Annotated in this window: 20 protein-coding genes; 12 read left to right on the top strand and 8 right to left on the bottom strand. The window is 72.1% G+C overall.

What is annotated here, in order from left to right:
* Positions 1 to 11 precede the first annotated feature (11 nt).
* The 6 genes from AB0H12_RS37270 to AB0H12_RS37245 form a co-directional block, all read right to left on the bottom strand.
* A complete protein-coding gene (locus AB0H12_RS37270; RefSeq protein WP_230571353.1) occupies positions 12 to 221 on the bottom strand; it encodes a DUF8847 domain-containing protein in 210 nt (69 codons plus the stop codon).
* Between the two features lie 98 nt (positions 222 to 319).
* Positions 320 to 613, bottom strand: a complete 294-nt coding sequence (locus tag AB0H12_RS37265) for a hypothetical protein (protein ID WP_499629414.1) — start codon at positions 611 to 613, stop codon at positions 320 to 322.
* Positions 613 to 1,206 (bottom strand): aminoglycoside phosphotransferase family protein, encoded by a 594-nt coding sequence (locus AB0H12_RS37260; protein ID WP_499629413.1) that lies wholly within the window; start codon positions 1,204 to 1,206, stop codon positions 613 to 615. The genes AB0H12_RS37265 and AB0H12_RS37260 overlap by 1 nt, the downstream gene beginning before the upstream one ends.
* Before the next feature lie 38 nt (positions 1,207 to 1,244).
* On the bottom strand, positions 1,245 to 1,430 hold the full coding sequence (locus tag AB0H12_RS37255; protein ID WP_499629411.1) for a hypothetical protein: 186 nt from the start codon (positions 1,428 to 1,430) through the stop codon (positions 1,245 to 1,247).
* A gap of 188 nt (positions 1,431 to 1,618) precedes the next feature.
* Positions 1,619 to 2,611: a non-homologous end-joining DNA ligase gene (gene ligD, locus AB0H12_RS37250; RefSeq protein ID WP_499629409.1), complete on the bottom strand. Its 993-nt coding sequence runs from the start codon at positions 2,609 to 2,611 to the stop codon at positions 1,619 to 1,621.
* An 89-nt stretch (positions 2,612 to 2,700) separates the two neighbouring features.
* Positions 2,701 to 3,315 (bottom strand): TetR/AcrR family transcriptional regulator C-terminal domain-containing protein, encoded by a 615-nt coding sequence (locus tag AB0H12_RS37245; protein ID WP_499629408.1) that lies wholly within the window; start codon positions 3,313 to 3,315, stop codon positions 2,701 to 2,703.
* Positions 3,316 to 3,392: 77 nt separating this feature from the next.
* On the opposite strand from AB0H12_RS37245, the gene AB0H12_RS37240 reads away from it, so the two are divergent.
* The 3 genes from AB0H12_RS37240 (at position 3,393) to AB0H12_RS37230 (ending at position 6,835) form a co-directional block, all read left to right on the top strand.
* Positions 3,393 to 4,544 (top strand): acyl-CoA dehydrogenase family protein, encoded by a 1,152-nt coding sequence (locus AB0H12_RS37240; RefSeq protein WP_499629406.1) that lies wholly within the window; start codon positions 3,393 to 3,395, stop codon positions 4,542 to 4,544.
* Between the two features lie 12 nt (positions 4,545 to 4,556).
* Complete coding sequence (locus AB0H12_RS37235; protein ID WP_230571359.1) at positions 4,557 to 5,726, top strand: acyl-CoA dehydrogenase family protein; 1,170 nt, start codon at positions 4,557 to 4,559, stop codon at positions 5,724 to 5,726.
* 221 nt (positions 5,727 to 5,947) lie between these two features.
* On the top strand, positions 5,948 to 6,835 hold the full coding sequence (locus AB0H12_RS37230; protein WP_499629404.1) for an alpha/beta fold hydrolase: 888 nt from the start codon (positions 5,948 to 5,950) through the stop codon (positions 6,833 to 6,835).
* Positions 6,836 to 6,885: 50 nt separating this feature from the next.
* Here the strand turns inward: AB0H12_RS37230 and AB0H12_RS37225 are convergent, their stop codons facing one another.
* Together AB0H12_RS37225 and AB0H12_RS37220 are read right to left on the bottom strand one after the other, a co-directional pair.
* On the bottom strand, positions 6,886 to 7,935 hold the full coding sequence (locus AB0H12_RS37225) for an LD-carboxypeptidase (RefSeq protein ID WP_499629402.1): 1,050 nt from the start codon (positions 7,933 to 7,935) through the stop codon (positions 6,886 to 6,888).
* 58 nt (positions 7,936 to 7,993) lie between these two features.
* On the bottom strand, positions 7,994 to 8,626 hold the full coding sequence (locus AB0H12_RS37220) for a GntR family transcriptional regulator (RefSeq protein WP_499629400.1): 633 nt from the start codon (positions 8,624 to 8,626) through the stop codon (positions 7,994 to 7,996).
* A gap of 430 nt (positions 8,627 to 9,056) precedes the next feature.
* On the opposite strand from AB0H12_RS37220, the gene AB0H12_RS37215 reads away from it, so the two are divergent.
* The 9 genes from AB0H12_RS37215 (at position 9,057) to AB0H12_RS37175 (ending at position 15,427) form a co-directional block, all read left to right on the top strand.
* Entirely contained in the window at positions 9,057 to 10,001 is a 945-nt protein-coding gene (locus tag AB0H12_RS37215; protein WP_499629398.1) for an asparaginase, read from the top strand.
* A 39-nt stretch (positions 10,002 to 10,040) separates the two neighbouring features.
* Positions 10,041 to 10,355 carry a hypothetical protein gene (locus tag AB0H12_RS37210; protein ID WP_499629396.1) on the top strand — a complete coding sequence of 105 codons (315 nt, stop codon included), beginning with the start codon at positions 10,041 to 10,043 and terminating at the stop codon, positions 10,353 to 10,355.
* A gap of 46 nt (positions 10,356 to 10,401) precedes the next feature.
* Entirely contained in the window at positions 10,402 to 10,839 is a 438-nt protein-coding gene (gene msrB, locus AB0H12_RS37205) for a peptide-methionine (R)-S-oxide reductase MsrB (RefSeq protein WP_499629394.1), read from the top strand.
* 234 nt (positions 10,840 to 11,073) lie between these two features.
* Entirely contained in the window at positions 11,074 to 11,976 is a 903-nt protein-coding gene (locus AB0H12_RS37200) for a TIGR04222 domain-containing membrane protein (protein WP_499629392.1), read from the top strand.
* A 63-nt stretch (positions 11,977 to 12,039) separates the two neighbouring features.
* Positions 12,040 to 12,966, top strand: a complete 927-nt coding sequence (locus AB0H12_RS37195; protein WP_499629390.1) for a TIGR04222 domain-containing membrane protein — start codon at positions 12,040 to 12,042, stop codon at positions 12,964 to 12,966.
* A complete protein-coding gene (locus AB0H12_RS37190; RefSeq protein WP_499629388.1) occupies positions 12,908 to 13,735 on the top strand; it encodes a TIGR04222 domain-containing membrane protein in 828 nt (275 codons plus the stop codon). The genes AB0H12_RS37195 and AB0H12_RS37190 overlap by 59 nt, the downstream gene beginning before the upstream one ends.
* A gap of 35 nt (positions 13,736 to 13,770) precedes the next feature.
* On the top strand, positions 13,771 to 14,568 hold the full coding sequence (locus tag AB0H12_RS37185; RefSeq protein WP_499629481.1) for an MbnB/TglH/ChrH family RiPP precursor modification enzyme: 798 nt from the start codon (positions 13,771 to 13,773) through the stop codon (positions 14,566 to 14,568).
* The gene (locus tag AB0H12_RS37180; RefSeq protein ID WP_499629386.1) at positions 14,565 to 14,909 is read left to right on the top strand and encodes an SCO6045 C-terminal-like domain-containing protein; all 345 of its coding nucleotides are present in this window, start codon (positions 14,565 to 14,567) and stop codon (positions 14,907 to 14,909) included. The genes AB0H12_RS37185 and AB0H12_RS37180 overlap by 4 nt, the downstream gene beginning before the upstream one ends.
* On the top strand, positions 14,891 to 15,427 hold the full coding sequence (locus tag AB0H12_RS37175; RefSeq protein WP_499629384.1) for a hypothetical protein: 537 nt from the start codon (positions 14,891 to 14,893) through the stop codon (positions 15,425 to 15,427). Before AB0H12_RS37180 ends, AB0H12_RS37175 begins: the two co-directional genes overlap by 19 nt.
* Positions 15,428 to 15,616 lie beyond the last annotated feature (189 nt).

The raw sequence follows: 15,616 nt of genomic DNA, 5'->3' as shown, positions 1-15,616 counted from the left end.
TACTGACTCTGTTAAGAGCCGGGCTGGTCCTCGACGCGGAGGCGGTACTCGCAGCCGTACTCGACGGCGTACTGGAGGTCGTAGTGGTGCACGATCTTCGGGCCGCCGTGCAGGTGGACGTGGGTGACGGTCGGCTTCGGGGACTCCGGCGGCTTGGCGTGCGAGTCGACCCGGCCGTCGAGGGGACCACCGACGAACCGCACCACGTACGCCTGCGTCATCGGCCTGCCTCCCTCTCTTCGGCGTTGCCCTCCATGGTACGAGAGGACGAGTCGGATCGCGGCTGAACCGCTGCCGGAAACAGCCGGTTGGCGGTAGGTCAGGCGCCGAACCAGTGGTCGGCCAGGCCGTCCAGGGTGGTGGCCTCGGTCGGCACCTCGCGCAGGTACCAGGCGACGTTCGAGTAGACGTGCAGCAGCGTGTAGGCGAGCACCTTGCGCGGGTCGACCGCGCGGCCGTAGCCGTCGTGCAGCGCCCGGTTGGCCTCGCGCTCGCCGCGCGTGAGGAAGACGCCGGTGGCGACGAACTCGTACTCGCGGGCGGCGCGCATGGCGGGTTCGAAGTCGACCAGGCCGGTGAGGCGGCCATCCTCGACCAGCAGGTGGGCGCTCATCACCTCGGTGTGCGCCAGCACCAGTTCCGGTGCCCGAGGTCGACGGAGTCGAGGAAGGCCGGGACCTGCTCCAGCCACGCGGGCGCGAGGCCGCGGGCGCGCTGCCGTTCGACGCAGCCGGCCCTCTGCGTGCGGACGAATTCCGCCCAGCCCGACGGCTCCAGCGGCGCCGGTGTGAGCGCGTGGAGGGCGGCCAGCGCCTCGCCGACCTGCCGTGAGACGTCCCGACGTGCAGCGGCGTCGAGGCCAGGCCACGCGTCCTTCAGGCTCGTGCCGCGCAGCCGTTCCATGAGGACGTAGCCCCAGCCGCCGAACTCCCCCGCCGCGTGCAGACCGGGCGTGGGCACCGGCAACCGCCCCTGCACGGCCGCCGGCACGTCCCGCTCGGTCGCGACCTCGTCCAGGTGGACGGCGGGGAACAGCTTGAGCACGTGCCGGTCGCCCACCGCGTAGACCGGCAACGACCCGTCGGCGAACCGCTCCACGTCACCGGACACCCCGAGGTGCCCGCACAACGCCTCCACCCCGGGCCGCAAGGCGTCGTCGTCAAGCGCCTCGAACTGCTCTTCGGTCACCGCGGGTGGGAAGCTCACGGCGGGCAGGTCAGGTCGAGCCGAGCGGTGCGGGCGACCTATTTGTCGGCCGTCTTCGACTTCCCGTCGCCTTCTTGGTCTTCTTGGTCTTCTCCGACCCGGAGCGCTCCATCCGCATCCAACCCGGCCGTGTCCAGCACCGCCCAGACGGCGTGGGCGACGGCCGCGCAATCGCGAGCGGGGACGTCGGGCGGCAGCAGCACTTCAAGGCGTCGTGTGTTCACGCGGCCACCATGCTCCCGTGCCGCCGGACCACCCGATCCCCCGTCCGTGCCGGGTGGGCCGCAAGTCCTCGACGGTCGTCGTCGTGCCGCCGCCTGACGTGCGGACACCGGTGGCCGACCGATCCGCCCCGCGCCCCTCTGGCCGGCCACGCACCGCCCGGTCGGGTGACCCGTACCCCGGAGCCGCTCTAGTTGCGCTTGCGCGACGGCTGCACGCGGGGTGGTTCGCCGGGCATCTTCGGGTAGTCCGGCGGGTACGGCATCTCGCCCCGGTCGTCGGCCTCGTACCACTCCAGCAGGCGCTCGATGCCGAACGCCTCGTCGTCCAGGGACGCGTGCGGATCGCCGTGCTCCGCCAGGTACTGCGGCACGGTGAGGACGTCGAAGTCGTCCGGGTCCACAGTGGACAGCCGGTCCCACGTCACGGGGGTCGACACGGTGGCGCGAGGCGTGCCGCGGACCGACCAGGCGGACGCGATGGTGCGGTCGCGGGCGGCTTGGTTGAAGTCCAGGAAGACCCGTTCGCCGCGTTCCTCCTTCCACCACGACGTGGTCGCCTGGTCGGGCACGCGCCGCTCCACCTCGCGCGCCAGCGCGATCACGGCGTGCCGGACGTCCACGAAGTCCCACTCGGGCCGGATGCGCACGGCCACGTGGATGCCACGACCGCCGGACGTCTTCGGGTACGCGGCGAACCCCAGCTCGTCCAGCACCTCCCGCAGCACCATCGCGACCGAGACCGCGTCCCGGAAGTCGGTGCCCGGCTGGGGGTCGAGGTCGACGCGCAGCTCGTCCGGCCGATCGGTGTCCGACCGCCGCACGGGCCACGGGTGGAAGTCGAACGTGCCCAGGTTCGCCGCCCACGCCAGCACGGCGGGCTCGGTCGGGCACACCTCGTCCGCGGGCCGCCCGGAGGGGAACTTGATCCGCGCCGTCTCGACCCACTCGGGCGCCCCCTTGGGCAACCGCTTCTGGTAGAACGCTTCCCCGGTCACCCCGTCGACGTACCGCTTCAACGTCGTCGGCCGGTCGCGCAGCACGCGGAGCAACGGTTCCGCGACGGCCAGGTAGTACTCGACCACCTGGATCTTGGTGATCCCACGCGCGGGGAAGTAGACCTTGCCCGGGTTGGACACCCGCACCACGCGTTCGCCTACGTTCAGTTCCACAGCCTGGGCCACGCGGGCGAGCCTAACAACGAACCACGCGCCCAGCGCGATGATCGCCGAACACGGAGCGCGACCGGAGGGCTTGCGCCGCGACGGGGAGGTCAGCCGCGCGCTCGCGCCGCCAACCCGGTGACGAACGCCTCCAGCGCCAGCTCGAAGCTGTCGTGGTCCAGTTCGCGGGCCACGGCGGGCAGGAGGTGGGCCTTGTCGAGGTTCGGGTACCGGTCGCGGTAGAAGGTCTGGTCTTCCGAGAAGCCGCTGGAGAACGAGCTCAGCGCCGCGCCGAACACCAGGTACATCAGCGAGGCCGCGATCATCGTCGCCTCGCGCCGCGACCAGCCCGCCGAGACCAGCCCGCCGTGCACGACGTCCAGCCGCCGCAGCGACGCCTCGCGGTGCGCCGGCCCGTACGCCAGGAACGGCACGATGTTGGGGTGCGCGGCCAGCGCCGCCCGGTAGGAACGGGCGCAGCTGCGCAGGCCGTGCCGCCAGTCGCCGCCCTCGAACCCGGACACGTCGACCTGCTCCAGGATTTCGGCGGCCACTTCGTGCAGCAGGTCGTCCTTCGTGCTCACGTGCCCGTACAGGGACGCGGCCTGAACGCCCAGCTCAGAGGCCAGTTTGCGCATCGACAGGCCATCGAGCCCGTCCCGGTCGATGATGTGCAGCGCGGCGGTCCGGATGCGCGAGGCACTCAGGATCGGGCTCCTCGGCATGTCCGCTCCCCTTGCCTGTGGTCGATTCCGCGCCTAGGTTAGATAACCTAACACCGTTCGGTTAGGAGGTCACCCCGGTGGATCTGCGCATCTCCGACGAACACCGGCAGCTCAAGGAGCTGGCACACCGGTTCACCGAGGAGCGGATCGTCCCGCACGCCACGCGCTGGGACCGGGACGAGGCCATCGACCGCGACCTGGTGCCCGCCCTGGGCGACGTCGGTTTCCTCGGTCTCGGCATCGACGAAGCGTACGGCGGCTCGGGCGGCGACCACCTGGCGTACTGCCTGGTGCTCGAGGAGGTCGCCCGCGGCGACTCGGCCGTGCGCGGCATCATCTCCGTGTCCCTCGGGCTGGTCGGCAAGACGATCGCCAAGCACGGCTCCGAGGCGCAGAAGCGGCGGTGGCTGCCGGGCCTGTGCTCGGGCCGTGAGCTGGGCTGCTTCGGCCTGACCGAGCCGGACACCGGCTCCGACGCCGCGTCGCTGGCCACCAAGGCCGTCCGCGACGGCGACGACTGGCTGATCACCGGCCGCAAGGTGTTCATCACCAACGGGACGTGGGCCGACGTGGCGCTCATCTTCGCTCGAACGGGTGGTCCCGGCCCGAAGGGCATCACCGCGTTCCTGGTGCCGACCGACTCGCCCGGCTTCACCGCCACCGAGATCCGCGGCAAGCTCGGCATGCGCGGCCAGGCCACCGCCGAGCTCACCCTCGACCAGGTCAGGGTGAGCGACGCCGACCGGCTCGGCGACGAGGGCGCAGGCTTCAAGCTGGCCATGGCCGCCCTCGACCGGGGCCGGATGTCCGTTGCCGCCGGGTGCGTCGGCGCCGCCCGCGGCGCGCTGGAGGTCAGCGTCGAGTACGCCAAGCAGCGCGAGCAGTTCGGCAAGCCCATCGCCGGTTTCCAGCTCGTGCAGGAACTCCTGGCCGACATGGCGGTGGAGACCGACGCGGCACGCCTGCTCACGTGGCGGTGCGCGGACCTCGCCGACCGCGGCGAGCCGTTCGGCACGGAGGCGTCCATGGCGAAGCTCTACGCCAGCGAAGCCGCCGTGCGCGTGGCGAACAACGCCATCCAGGTCTTCGGCGGGTACGGCTACGTCGACGAGTACCCCGTCGGCAAGTACTTGCGGGACACCCGCGTCACGACCCTCTACGAGGGCACCAGCCAGATCCAGAAATTGCTCATCGGCCGGGCGCTGACCGGCGTCAACGCGTTCGCGTAGAGGGAGGACGGCATGGACTTCACGCTTGACGAGGAGCAGAAGGAGATCCGCGACTGGGTGCGGACCTTCGTGCGCAAGGAGGTGGCGCCGCTGGAGCCCGAGGTGCTGCGCCGCGAACGCCTCGGCCAGCCCGGTCTGACGCGTGACGAGCTGAAGGAGCTCCAGGACAAGGCCAAGGCGGCGGGGTTCTTCGGCGTGCTCACGCCCCAGGAGTACGGCGGCATGGGCCTCGGCGCGCTCATGACGGCGCTGCTGGAGGCCGAGCTGGGCCGCACGTTCGTGCCGTTCCGGTTCGGCGGGTACGCGGACAACATCCTGTTCCACGGCAACGAGGAGCAGAAGCAGCGCTACCTGCTGCCCACGATCTCCGGTGAGCGCGTGTCGTGCTTCGCGATCACCGAGCCGGGGGCGGGTTCCGACGCCAAGGCCATCCGCACGTCCGCCCGCAAGGAGGGCGGCGAGTGGGTGATCAACGGCGAGAAGACGTTCATCACGCAGGGCAACGAGGCGGACTTCGTGATGGTGTTCGCGGTGACGGACAAGGAGAAGGGCGCGGACGGCGGCGTCACGTGCTTCCTGGTCGACCGGGACATGGGCTGGAAGTCCGAGCCGATCCCGACCATGGGCCAGTGGGGGCCGGCCGCGCTCGTGTTCGACGACGTCCGCGTGCCCGAGGAGAACGTGCTCGGCGAGGTCGGTCGCGGGTTCAACCTGGCCATGCAGTGGATCGGCCAGGGCCGTTACCTGCTGCCGGCGCGGGCGCTCGGCTCGTGCGAGCGGCTGGTGGAGATGGCCATCGAGCAGGCCAAGACCCGGGTCACGTTCGGTCAGCCGATCGCCGAGTACCAGGCCATCCAGTGGATGATCGCGGACTCGGCGGTGGAGATCGAGGCGTTGCGCTGGCTCGTGCTGCACGCGGCGTGGCTGGTCGACCAGGGCGCGGATTCGCGGCAGGCGCAGTCGATGGCCAAGCTGTACGGCGGCATCAAGGCGAACGAGATCGTGGACCGGGTCCTGCAGATCCACGGCGGCATGGGCTACACGCGCGAGCTGCCGATCGAGCGCTGGTACCGGGAGCTGCGGCTGCTGCGCATCTACGAGGGCACGGACGAGATCCAGCGCCGCACTATCGCCCGCAACCTGCTCAAGGGCCACGCGAAGGTGACGGGGACGCTCGGCTGACCCGCTTCGGTCGGCTCGGGGTCGCCGGCTCGGTGAACCGGTCGGCTCGGCGGAGTCGCCTCGCCGGCCGGTTCGCGACGACACCACCCGACCGTGATCTTGCCATCGTCGAACTCCAGTTCGACGATGGACCCATGACCACCAGAGGTAGGGCTGGCCCCACCAGGGCTCGGGGAGCGCGCACCAGGGACTGAGCGCGATCACCCGACCACGATGAGTGCATGCGATCACGACCGGCGCCCTTCGAATCCGACCTGACGCGTCAGCGCATCACCACACCCGCGGGCACGTTCGACGCCATCGCGACCGGCCCCACCACCGGCCGCAAGGTGTTGCTCCTGCACGGCGCGCTGGAGTGCGGGATCGAGTGGCGGCACCAGCTGCGGGCGTTGGCGGCCCACGGGTACCGGGCGGTCGCGCCGGACCTGCGGGGCTACTCACCGGGCGTCCGGCCGCGCCGGGCGAGCGCGTACGGGCTGGACCACGTCGTGCAGGACGTGGTCGAGATGGCGGACGCGCTGGAGTGGACGAGGTTCGACCTGGTCGGGCACGACTGGGGCGGGATCGCGGCGTGGGTCGCGGCGGCGAGGTTCCCCTTGCGGGTGCGGACGGTGACGGCGGTGTCCGCGCCGCACCCGGGCGCTCTCGCCGAGGCGGTGCGCACGGACCCGGACCAGCGTCGACGGTGGGCCCACCTCGTCGGCCGGCGGGAGCCCGGCGTCGCGGAACGTGCCCTGCTGGCGGACGACGGCGCGCGGCTGCGTGCCGGCTGGCCGTCGGCGATCCCGCCGGAGCGGGCGGCGCAGTACGTGCGGAAGCTGTCCGAGCCGGGCGCGCTGACGGCGGCGCTGAACTGGTACCGGGCCAACGACTTCACCGAGGAGGCCGCCACGGACCTCGCCGACCTCCACCGCCCGGTGTCGGTGCCGACCCGGTACCTGTGGGGCGAGGACGACGAGGTGATCTCGCCCGACACGGCGCAGGGCACGGGGCGCTGGACCACCGGTCCGTACTGGTTCGAGGTGCTGCCGGGCGTGGGCCACCACGTGCCGGAGGAGGCCGCGGAGGAGACGACCCTGCACCTGCTCGACCACCTGGCCACCTACTGACCCACCCACTGCGCGCGGGTTCCGGCGGGCGGGCGCGTGCCGGGGCCTTGTCACGCGTAGTCGGCGAAGATCCGGCGTTCGACGCCGTCGACAGTGATGGCCCCACCGTGGGGGAGGATCCATTGCGGCCTGGTGTGGCCGAACGGAACGCCGACGCAGACGACAGCCTCGGGGTGGTAGCGGCTGACCACCTCGACGACCGCATCACGTTGCTCGGCGCGGAGCCGTGACCGGTCCCGGGCGGGCGGCCGGTGGGTGAAATCGGACACCGGCGGCCGGGCCACCAGGACCGCGTCCACCGCGCCGAGGATGCCGCGTTCGCCCAGCGAGCGGACGATCCAGCCGACGTTGCGCGCCGGGAGGAGTTCCTCGGAGGTCTCGATGATGAGCACGCCACCCTGAAGAACACCCGGCGGGAACGGGAACCGGCCCGCGGTCAGGATCCACTCGATCACCTCCAGGCAGCCGCCCCAGGCGCGGCCGGTCACCGAGCGGGCCGGGCCGTGCCAACTCCAGGGCTCCGTCGCCCCCCGTTCGCCGAAGGAGTCCAGGGCGCGCGGGTCGGCCCAGTCGACGCCGACGTCCTCCGACTCCCCCGGATCGGTGATCTCCAGCCGCTCACCGGTCAGCAGGGCCGCCCGCAGCGACCGGGCGTGGATGTCGTCCACGGCGGGTCCGGGGCCGAGGTGGACCTGGGAGGAGCCGCCGTAGAAGCTCGCGACGCCGTTCGCCCACAGCCAGTGGTGGAGGTTGGTGTTGTCGCTGGTGCCCAGGAACGGCTTGGGATCCGTCCGAGCGAGGTCGGCGACCAGGTGCGGGATCACCGTGATCTGGTCCTCGCCGCCGACGACGGCGAGGATCCCGCGGATCTCCGGGTCGGCGAACGCGGCGTTGACGTCCGCCGCGCGCGCCGCGGGTGTCGCCCCGACCTCGCGCGTCGTCGGGTACTCGACCGGGACGAGACCGGTCACCTCGGTGAGCCGGCGCATCGCCTGCTCGTGCACCTCGGGAAAGGCGCCGGCGGCGGCGAACGACGGCGACAGGACCGCGATGCGATCACCCGGTCGGGCCTTCGGGGGGTGGACGAGGTCGGGCGCCATGCCGAAGATCCAAACACGCCCCCGGCGGGTGCGCGTTCCCACCGGCCACGGCCGGCCCTCAGCCCAGGCTGGTGAGCATCTGGGCGCAGACGCGGGCCAGGTGCTTGCGCATCACGTCGGACGCGCGGGACAGGTCGGTGGCGGCGATGGCGGCCACCAGGGCGTCGTGGTCGTCCAGCGACGCGTGCTGGTGCGGCGGGTCGTCCCGCAGGCCGCTGCGCAGCAGCACCACCCGCTGCTGCGCCAGCCGCACCTGCTCGGCGATCCGGGGGCTGCGCGCCGCGTCCAGCAACGCCTGGTGGAACGCCAGGTCCAACCGGTACGGGAAGCGCTCACCGGCCGAGTACGCCCGACGCGACTCCTCGCAGACCGCGCGCAGCCGCACGACGTCCGCCTCGGTCCGCCGTGACGCCGCCAGCTCGACCGCCGCGCACTCCAGCGCGGTCCGCAGCTCGAACAGCGCCCGCACGTCGGCCTCGTCCGCGATCGGCACGGAAGCACCCCGGTGGGGCGCCAGCACCAGCAGCCCCTCGGACGCCAGGTGCCGGATCGCCTCGCGCAGCGGCCCCCGCGAGATCCCCAGCCGCTGGGCCAGCTCGACCTCGTTGACCCGCGCCCCGGGCGGTATGTCACCGGTCAGCACCAGCTCGCGGAGCACGTCCACGGCCTGACCGGCCAAGCTCAGGTGCACGGGCGGTTTGACCTGCTCCCCGGGGACCCCCTCGTGGCTAGGCCGCGTTCGGGGAGCGTCCTGCTTCACCACCGACCGCCTTCCCGGGAGAAGGTCTCGCATCGGCTCCACGGTCGTTCCGCCTCTCCGCCCGTCCGGCGGCGGGGGTGGTGATCGCCGGGTCGTCGGCGCGCTGAGCCCTGTCCCGGACCACCGACGTGACCTCGGCCGGCATCGCCCGCTGAGCCGCGTCGGGCTCCAGCCGGTGGCGACACCTGACCAACACAGTGATCAATATAGCGAACCGGCCCACCACGGGAGCGGAACTCACCGGAGACTCGGAGCACCCCAGATGTCACGAACGTCTCCTAGCGCGACCCGCGGCCTGTCACCGACGATGTTAACTGTCGACAGTTGGCAGCGCGGACAGCGCACGGGGTGGAGGTACCGCATGGCACACGAACTGGTCGCCGAGGTCTGGCGTGGCGACTTCCTCGAGTCCGTGCACCACGGCTCCGTCATCGCCCTCGACCACACGGGCCGCGAAGCGCTGTCCATCGGCCGCCCGCACGACACCACGTACCCGCGCTCGTCCAACAAGCCGATCCAGGCGCTGGCCATGCTCCGCCACGGCCTCGACCTGAAGGGCGAACTCCTCGCCCTGGCCTGCGCCAGCCACTCCGGCGAGGACTTCCACGTCGACGGCGTCCAGCGCATCCTCCACGCGCACGGCCTGACCGAGGCCGCCCTCCAGTGCACCCCCGACCTGCCGATCGGCGAGGACGCCCTCAGGTCCCACCTGACCGCGGGCCGGGCCAAGGCGCCGAAGTACATGAACTGCTCGGGCAAGCACGCCGCCATGCTGGCGACCTGCGTCGTCAACGCTTGGTCGACCCACGACTACCTCGACCCGGCCCACGCCCTCCAGCGGGCCATCCGCGACACCCTCGAGGACCTGGCCGGCGAACGCGTCGGCGCGGAGGGCGTCGACGGCTGCGGCGCGCCGTTGCTCGGCATCAGCCTCGGCGGTCTCGCCAGGGCGTTCCGCGAGCTGGCCCGCGCGCAGGACGGCCCGGAGCAGCGGATCGCGCAGGCGATGAACGCCCACCCGGAGTGGGTCGGCGGCACGGACCGCGACGTCACGAAGCTGATGCGGGCGATCCCGGGCGCGGTGGCCAAGGACGGCGCGGAGGGCGTCTACGCGATCGGCCTGCCGACCGGCGAAGCCGTGGCGTGCAAGATCGCGGACGGCGCCAGCCGCGCCAGGGCGGTGGTCCTGGTCGCCGCGTTGCGCAAGCTGGGAGTGGACGCGCCGGACGAGTTGGCCACGGTCCCCGTGCTCGGCCACGGCCGGCCGGTCGGCGCGATCCGGCCGTCACCCGTCCTGGCGAACTGAGCCGCCCGGCGGCTTGAAACGCCGGCTACGCTGGGTCCCATGGCCAGCGCCAGAGCCGCCGACGCACCTGACGATCGCCCACGGGGCAGCATCGAGGACGAGCTGATCGGTCTCGACCCCGACGACCCCGAGACGAGGGCGTTCGCCGAGCACCTCGGCCGGATGCAGCAGCAGCCGCCCAGCTTCACCATCGAGGGCACGGTCGCGGGCGTCGGGCACTTCGCGGACTCGGCGAACCGGGCGGGCGGCCTGCGCAGGCTCACCGCGGTCGTCGTGGTCGGCCTCATCCTCCTGGGTGTGCTGATCAGCGTCTGGTACTACCTGGGCACCCTCATCTGGGTGTTCTTCTACTGACTCCCGCCGACGTCTCGGACGCCGCGGTTTCGACTAACGTGGAGGTATGGAACCTGTCGTCGGCGCCACCCCGAAGGTGGTCCACTCGGAGCTGGAGTGGCGGGAGATCCTGACCCCCAAGGAGTACGCGGTGCTGCGCGACGCGGGCACCGAGCCGGCCTGGGTCGGCGAGTACACGGACACCAAGACCGAGGGCGTCTACGAGTGCCGGGCGTGCGGCGCGGAGCTCTTCCGCAGCGACACGAAGTTCGACTCGCACTGCGGCTGGCCGTCGTTCTTCTCGCCGCTGGCCGGTGACGCGATCATCCTGCGCGAGGACCGCGCGCACGGCATGGTCCGAACGGAGGTGTTGTGCGCCACATGCCACAGCCACTTGGGGCACGTCTTCGAGGGTGAGGGCTACGACACGCCAACGGATCAGCGCTACTGCATCAACTCGGTGAGTTTGCGTCTGGTCGAAACCACCGGTGGTCGAGCAGACTGAAGGCGCTACTCCGAATGATGACTGATCCACTCCAGGAGGAATCATGCGCATCTTCAAGGGCACTGACGGCGAAGGCTCCGGCGGCGTGGACGGCGCGTCGTCCTCCTGACGGACCACCGTCGAACGTCCAACCCTAAGGCTTGCTAAAGCCCTCTTGCTGGAGTGTGGCCTGGCGCACACGATTGCCTCCTAGCTGGTGGACCTGGTTCCACCGAGGCCCACAGGGGGTGGACCGTGGAGCGACCGTGGGGGCTTTCAGGCCCGGAATTCCTTGAGCTGTACTGGATCGCGCTGGCCGTGTCGGTGGTCTTCGCGATCTTCGTCCGAGTGCGCCTGCGGGGGACGCGGGGAGACGCCCCCGCGGGTGCGCTCGGGTTGCTGGACATCGCCTACCTGACCGGCGGGCCACGTCGAGTGGTCGAGACGTCGGTCGCGTCGCTCATCGACTCGGGCGCCCTGGCGCCCGCGCGCAACGGGGCCGTGCGCCTCGTCGGCTCGCCCGTCGCCGACCACCCGGTCGACCAGGCCGTGATCGCCGACGCCAAGCGCTACCGCTACCGGACGTTGTCGCTGCTCATCACGTCGGTGTCGGAGAAGGACGCGCCGCGCGAGGTGGGCCGCCGGCTGGCCGAACAGGACTACCTGGTCGCGCCGGACGTGGCGAAGAGGCGGTTGCGGACGGGTGTCGTGCCGGTGGCGCTGGTGTTCGTCGTCGGTGTCGCGCGCTGGATCACCGAGCAGGTGGTCGGCGGGTCCGTGTGGATCCTGACGTTGCAGCTCGTGCTGACGGGCTTGCTGATCTGGGGGCTGCTCCAAGCGGCTCCGCGAACGCGCACCGCGAAGGGTCGTGACGCGGTGGCGAAGGCTCGCGCAGGCGAGATCACCGGGGGGTGGGGAGGGACCAGCTCGGCGAACGCCGCCGAGCTGGTCGCTCTCAACGGTTTCAGCAGCCACCCGAGCATCACGATCCGCGCTGCGGCACGTCCGCGCGCTCGGACGACCACGGGCCGCGCGAGAGGCACGTACAGCGCGACGAGCGGCGTCAGCACGTGCGGCGGCGGCGGTTGCTCCGCCGGCAGTGGCAGCAGCTGTGGTGGCGGCGGGGGTGGCTGTGGTGGTGGCGGAGGCGGGGGCTGACGGGGTTCTCACGCTTCCGTGACCACGGCCGGCTTCGGCCTGACGGCTCCTAGGGTGGCGGCCATGACGTTCCTGTGGTGGTACGGCCCGGCGCTCCTCGCCGCGGTGGTGGTGGGCCTGCGGTGGAAGCGGGTCGCCGGCGCCGTGCCCGATCGGCCGCTGTCGTTCGAGGAGATCGGCTACCTCGGTGGTGGCCCGGTGCGGGCGGTCGAGGTGGCGTTGGCGGGGTTGGTGGCCGAGAACCGGGCGCGGGTGTCCGGTTCGGTGGCCGCTGCGGTGCCCGGCGAGGAGCAGCCGGCCACCGCGTTGCAGTCGGTCGTGCTCGCCCGGCTCGCGCAGCCGCGTGACCTGGACGAGCTCGTGGTCGGCGCGGCCACCAGCGGTCCCGCCCGGCAGATCGGGCAACGCCTGGTCGCGGGCGGCCTGCTGGTGTCGCCGCGGCGGCGGTTGACCCGGGCGGTGCTGGCGGTCGTGCCGGTGGCGGCGCTCGTGGTGGTTGCCGCGTTCGCAGGTCCGGGTGGGTGGGTGACGGTCACCGCGCTGTCGGTCGCAGGCCTGCTCGGCGTCCTGCTGCTGTTGGGTCCGCCGCCCGTCCTGACCAGGACGGGCGCGCGGGCGTACGAGGAGGCCACGGCGGGCCTCGCACCGGTCGACCCGGCCGAGGTGACCGCCCGCTACGGCCTGGTCCGCACGACGTCGCGCACCGCCGGACCGCCCGTGCCGCGCAAGGGGTCGGCACGGGCGGAGACGGCGGTGTTCGACGGCGAACGGGCGGAACCGATCGCACCCGCGGAGACGTCACAGGCACCACTCCCGCGGCGCAGGCGCGCCGTGGTGGTCGAACCGCAACGCTGGCAGCGGCGCAACGGGTGGCTGGTGGCAGGCGGGTGGTTCGCCGGTGGGTGGTTGGCCGCGCAGTGGTTGGAGGGGGATGACGGTGGCGACTCGGTGGACGCCGACTTCGGCGGGTACGGCGGGTTCGACGCCTGAGCCGGGGCTGGAGGAGCAGGGCTTCCTGGTCGGCGGTCCGGGCCGGGCGGCCGAGGTCGCGGTGGTGTCGCTGGTCGAGGCGGGCGCCGTGCGGATCTCGCGCGAGGGCTTGGTCTCGGCGGTCGGACGGCCGGGTCACGGCTGGAGCCCGTTGCAGGCGTACGTGCTGCGCTCGGTGCCGCGCTCCCTCGGTGACGTGATCACCGCGACGGCCAAGAGCGCCGAAGCTCAGTCGCTGCGGCCGCACCTGGTCGACCGGGGCCTGGTCACGCCACCCGGGCGGCGACAGGTGGCGCGGCGGACGCGCCGGCTGCTGATCGCCGCGGCGGTGGGCGCGATCGTGGCGACGATCGCGCTGGAGCTGCCGTTCGAGGTGGCGCTGGGCGCGGTGTTCGGCGGGATCGTGCTGACGGCCGTGCTCGGGCGGGCGGGTCGTCCGCTGACCGCCGGCGGGCGGCAGGCGGTGCAGCGGCTGAGGGCGGTCGCCGTGTCGCCGAACCGGATCGCCCTGGTCGCCTGCTACGGGTTGCTGGGCAAGGTCGAGCGCCACCACGTGTGGGAGGTGCTGGGCATCGCACCGGCCGCGGCGGCGACGCTTCGACGGCGGTCACGCGGGAGCGGGTCCGACGGTGGTGGCGGTGCGTCGTGCAGCGGTGGCTGCGGCAGTTGTTCCAGCAGCAGTTGTGGCGGGAGCAGCAGCAGCTCCGACAGCGGCGGCTCGTCGTGCGGCGGCGGTGGCGGCTGCGGCGGCGGTGGCGGCGGCGACTGATCGGCTCACCGAAGACGACGAAGGGCAGATGGCTCGTGGAGAAGCTGGGTGTCGGCATCGGATGGCGGCCGGAGATCGACCTCACCGTCGAACGCCTGCCCGGCGTCGACTTCGTGGAGGTCGTCGCGGAGAACCTGCACGTCGGGCACCTGCCGGAGTCCGTCCTCCTCCTGCGGGAACGAGGCGTTCCCGTGCTGCCGCACGCGGTCTCCCTCTCGCTCGGCGGCGCGGAACCCGTTGACGCTCAACGGGTCGCGCACCTCGGCGCGCTGGCCGAGGCGCTCGACGCCCCGCTGGTCAGCGACCACGTCTGCTTCGTGCGCGCGGGCGGCCTCGACTCCGGCCACCTCATGCCGCTCCCCCGCACCCGCGACGCGCTCGACGTGCTCGTCGCCAACGTCAAGGCCGCGCAGCAGGACCTGCCGGTGCCCCTGGCCCTGGAGAACGTCGCCGCGCTCCTCGACTGGCCGGACGGCGAGCTGACCGAGGGCCAGTTCCTCGCCGAACTGGTCGACCGCACCGACTGCCACCTCCTGGTCGACGTCGCCAACCTCTACGCCAACGCCCGCAACCTCGGCACCGACGTCGCCCGCTTCCTGGACGAGATCCCGCTGGAACGCCTCGCCTACGTGCACGTCGCGGGTGGCGAGGAGCACCACGGCGTCTACCACGACACGCACGCCCACGCCGTGCTGCCCGAGGTGCTGGACGTCCTCGCCCAGCTGCGCGCCCGCGTCGACCCGCCCGGCGTCCTGCTCGAACGCGACGACGACTACCCCGCCGACGCCGAACTGGCCGGCGAGCTGGCCGCGATCCGGGCGGTGCTGGGGTGACCCGGCCCCAGCGGGACCGGTTGGCCGCGGCGCAGGCCGAGCTGCTGCGGGCGCTCCTGGCCGACGGCGACGTGCCCGAGGGGTTCGACGCGGAACGGGTGCGCATCGAGAAACGCGCGCTGCTCACCAAGCGACGCGGGATCGTGGAAATGCTCCGGCCCGAGGTCGCCGTCGAGCTGGGCGACCGGTTCCGCCCCCTGTTCGACGCCTACGCCAAGGAGCACCCCAAAGAGGTCGGCACGCGCTTCCGCGAGGACGCCGCCCGCTTCGCCGAGTGGGCGACCGCCCGGGGCGAGCTCCAGCCGCCGAAGAAGAAGCGTTGGTGGCGGCGCGCAACCTGAGCACCCGCGCGTTCCGTCCGAGGGGCATGTGGAGACGGACTTTGCCCCTGGGCGTGTTGTTACTGGCCACCGCGTGCGGTGCGGGCGACGTGGGCGACGGGGTGGCGTGCACGCTGATGGGCGCCCTCGTCGGAGTGACCGTGAACGTGGAGCACCCCGATGTGGTTTCCGCGACGATCGAGGTTTGCTGGGACGGCTCCTGTGCAACCCCCGCCCTGGAGCTGCACCCGTCGAGCCGGGTCGCCGAGACGACCTGCACCGGCACTTCCCCGGACGACTCGTGCGGCGCGCGTTCCGAGCCGACGGGAGGGAAGCACGGATTCGCCGATCTCCCCCAGCTGCCCGCGAAACCGGTCGCGGTGACCCTGCGACTGCTGGACCAATCCGGCTCTTCCGTGGTCGACCGGAATATCACGCTGACCCCCGAAATGGTCTACCCCAACGGTCCGCATTGCCCAGCGGAGGGGCCACAGGCAGGTATCTCAGTTGGTGCCGACGGCTCTATTACCGAACGGTAGGTAACCGTTTACTCGGCTGAATTGGTCAAGAACGTACCGACCAATCAGCGGCTGTCAGCCTTTCCCGAACCCTCTAGCGTCGGTGGCGTCAAGGGCAACGTCGCTCCCGGTACATCCGCCGCCACCGCGGGTAGCCAGCCCTTCCGGCCGCGTACCCGCCATGCGCGGCACTCACCGGGAGGTTCGAGA

The organism is Actinosynnema sp. NPDC023794 (genome assembly GCF_040639675.1).
Classification (GTDB): Bacteria; Actinomycetota; Actinomycetes; order Mycobacteriales; family Pseudonocardiaceae; genus Actinosynnema; species Actinosynnema luteola.
Note: the sequence above shows the minus strand (reverse complement) of the source record. Positions and strands in the feature narration are given on the sequence as shown.

Excerpts from the sequence above, each read along its gene's own strand:
- AB0H12_RS37270 (WP_230571353.1), bottom strand. The coding sequence starts at position 221 with ATGACGCAGGCGTACGTGGTGCGGTTCGTCGGTGGTCCCCTCGACGGC.
- AB0H12_RS37265 (WP_499629414.1), bottom strand. The coding sequence starts at position 613 with ATGAGCGCCCACCTGCTGGTCGAGGATGGCCGCCTCACCGGCCTGGTC.
- AB0H12_RS37245 (WP_499629408.1), bottom strand. The coding sequence starts at position 3,315 with ATGCCGAGGAGCCCGATCCTGAGTGCCTCGCGCATCCGGACCGCCGCG.
- AB0H12_RS37235 (WP_230571359.1), top strand. The coding sequence starts at position 4,557 with ATGGACTTCACGCTTGACGAGGAGCAGAAGGAGATCCGCGACTGGGTG.
- AB0H12_RS37230 (WP_499629404.1), top strand. The coding sequence starts at position 5,948 with ATGCGATCACGACCGGCGCCCTTCGAATCCGACCTGACGCGTCAGCGC.
- AB0H12_RS37225 (WP_499629402.1), bottom strand. The coding sequence starts at position 7,935 with ATGGCGCCCGACCTCGTCCACCCCCCGAAGGCCCGACCGGGTGATCGC.
- AB0H12_RS37215 (WP_499629398.1), top strand. The coding sequence starts at position 9,057 with ATGGCACACGAACTGGTCGCCGAGGTCTGGCGTGGCGACTTCCTCGAG.
- AB0H12_RS37210 (WP_499629396.1), top strand. The coding sequence starts at position 10,041 with ATGGCCAGCGCCAGAGCCGCCGACGCACCTGACGATCGCCCACGGGGC.
- msrB (WP_499629394.1), top strand. The coding sequence starts at position 10,402 with ATGGAACCTGTCGTCGGCGCCACCCCGAAGGTGGTCCACTCGGAGCTG.
- AB0H12_RS37195 (WP_499629390.1), top strand. The coding sequence starts at position 12,040 with ATGACGTTCCTGTGGTGGTACGGCCCGGCGCTCCTCGCCGCGGTGGTG.
- AB0H12_RS37190 (WP_499629388.1), top strand. The coding sequence starts at position 12,908 with ATGACGGTGGCGACTCGGTGGACGCCGACTTCGGCGGGTACGGCGGGT.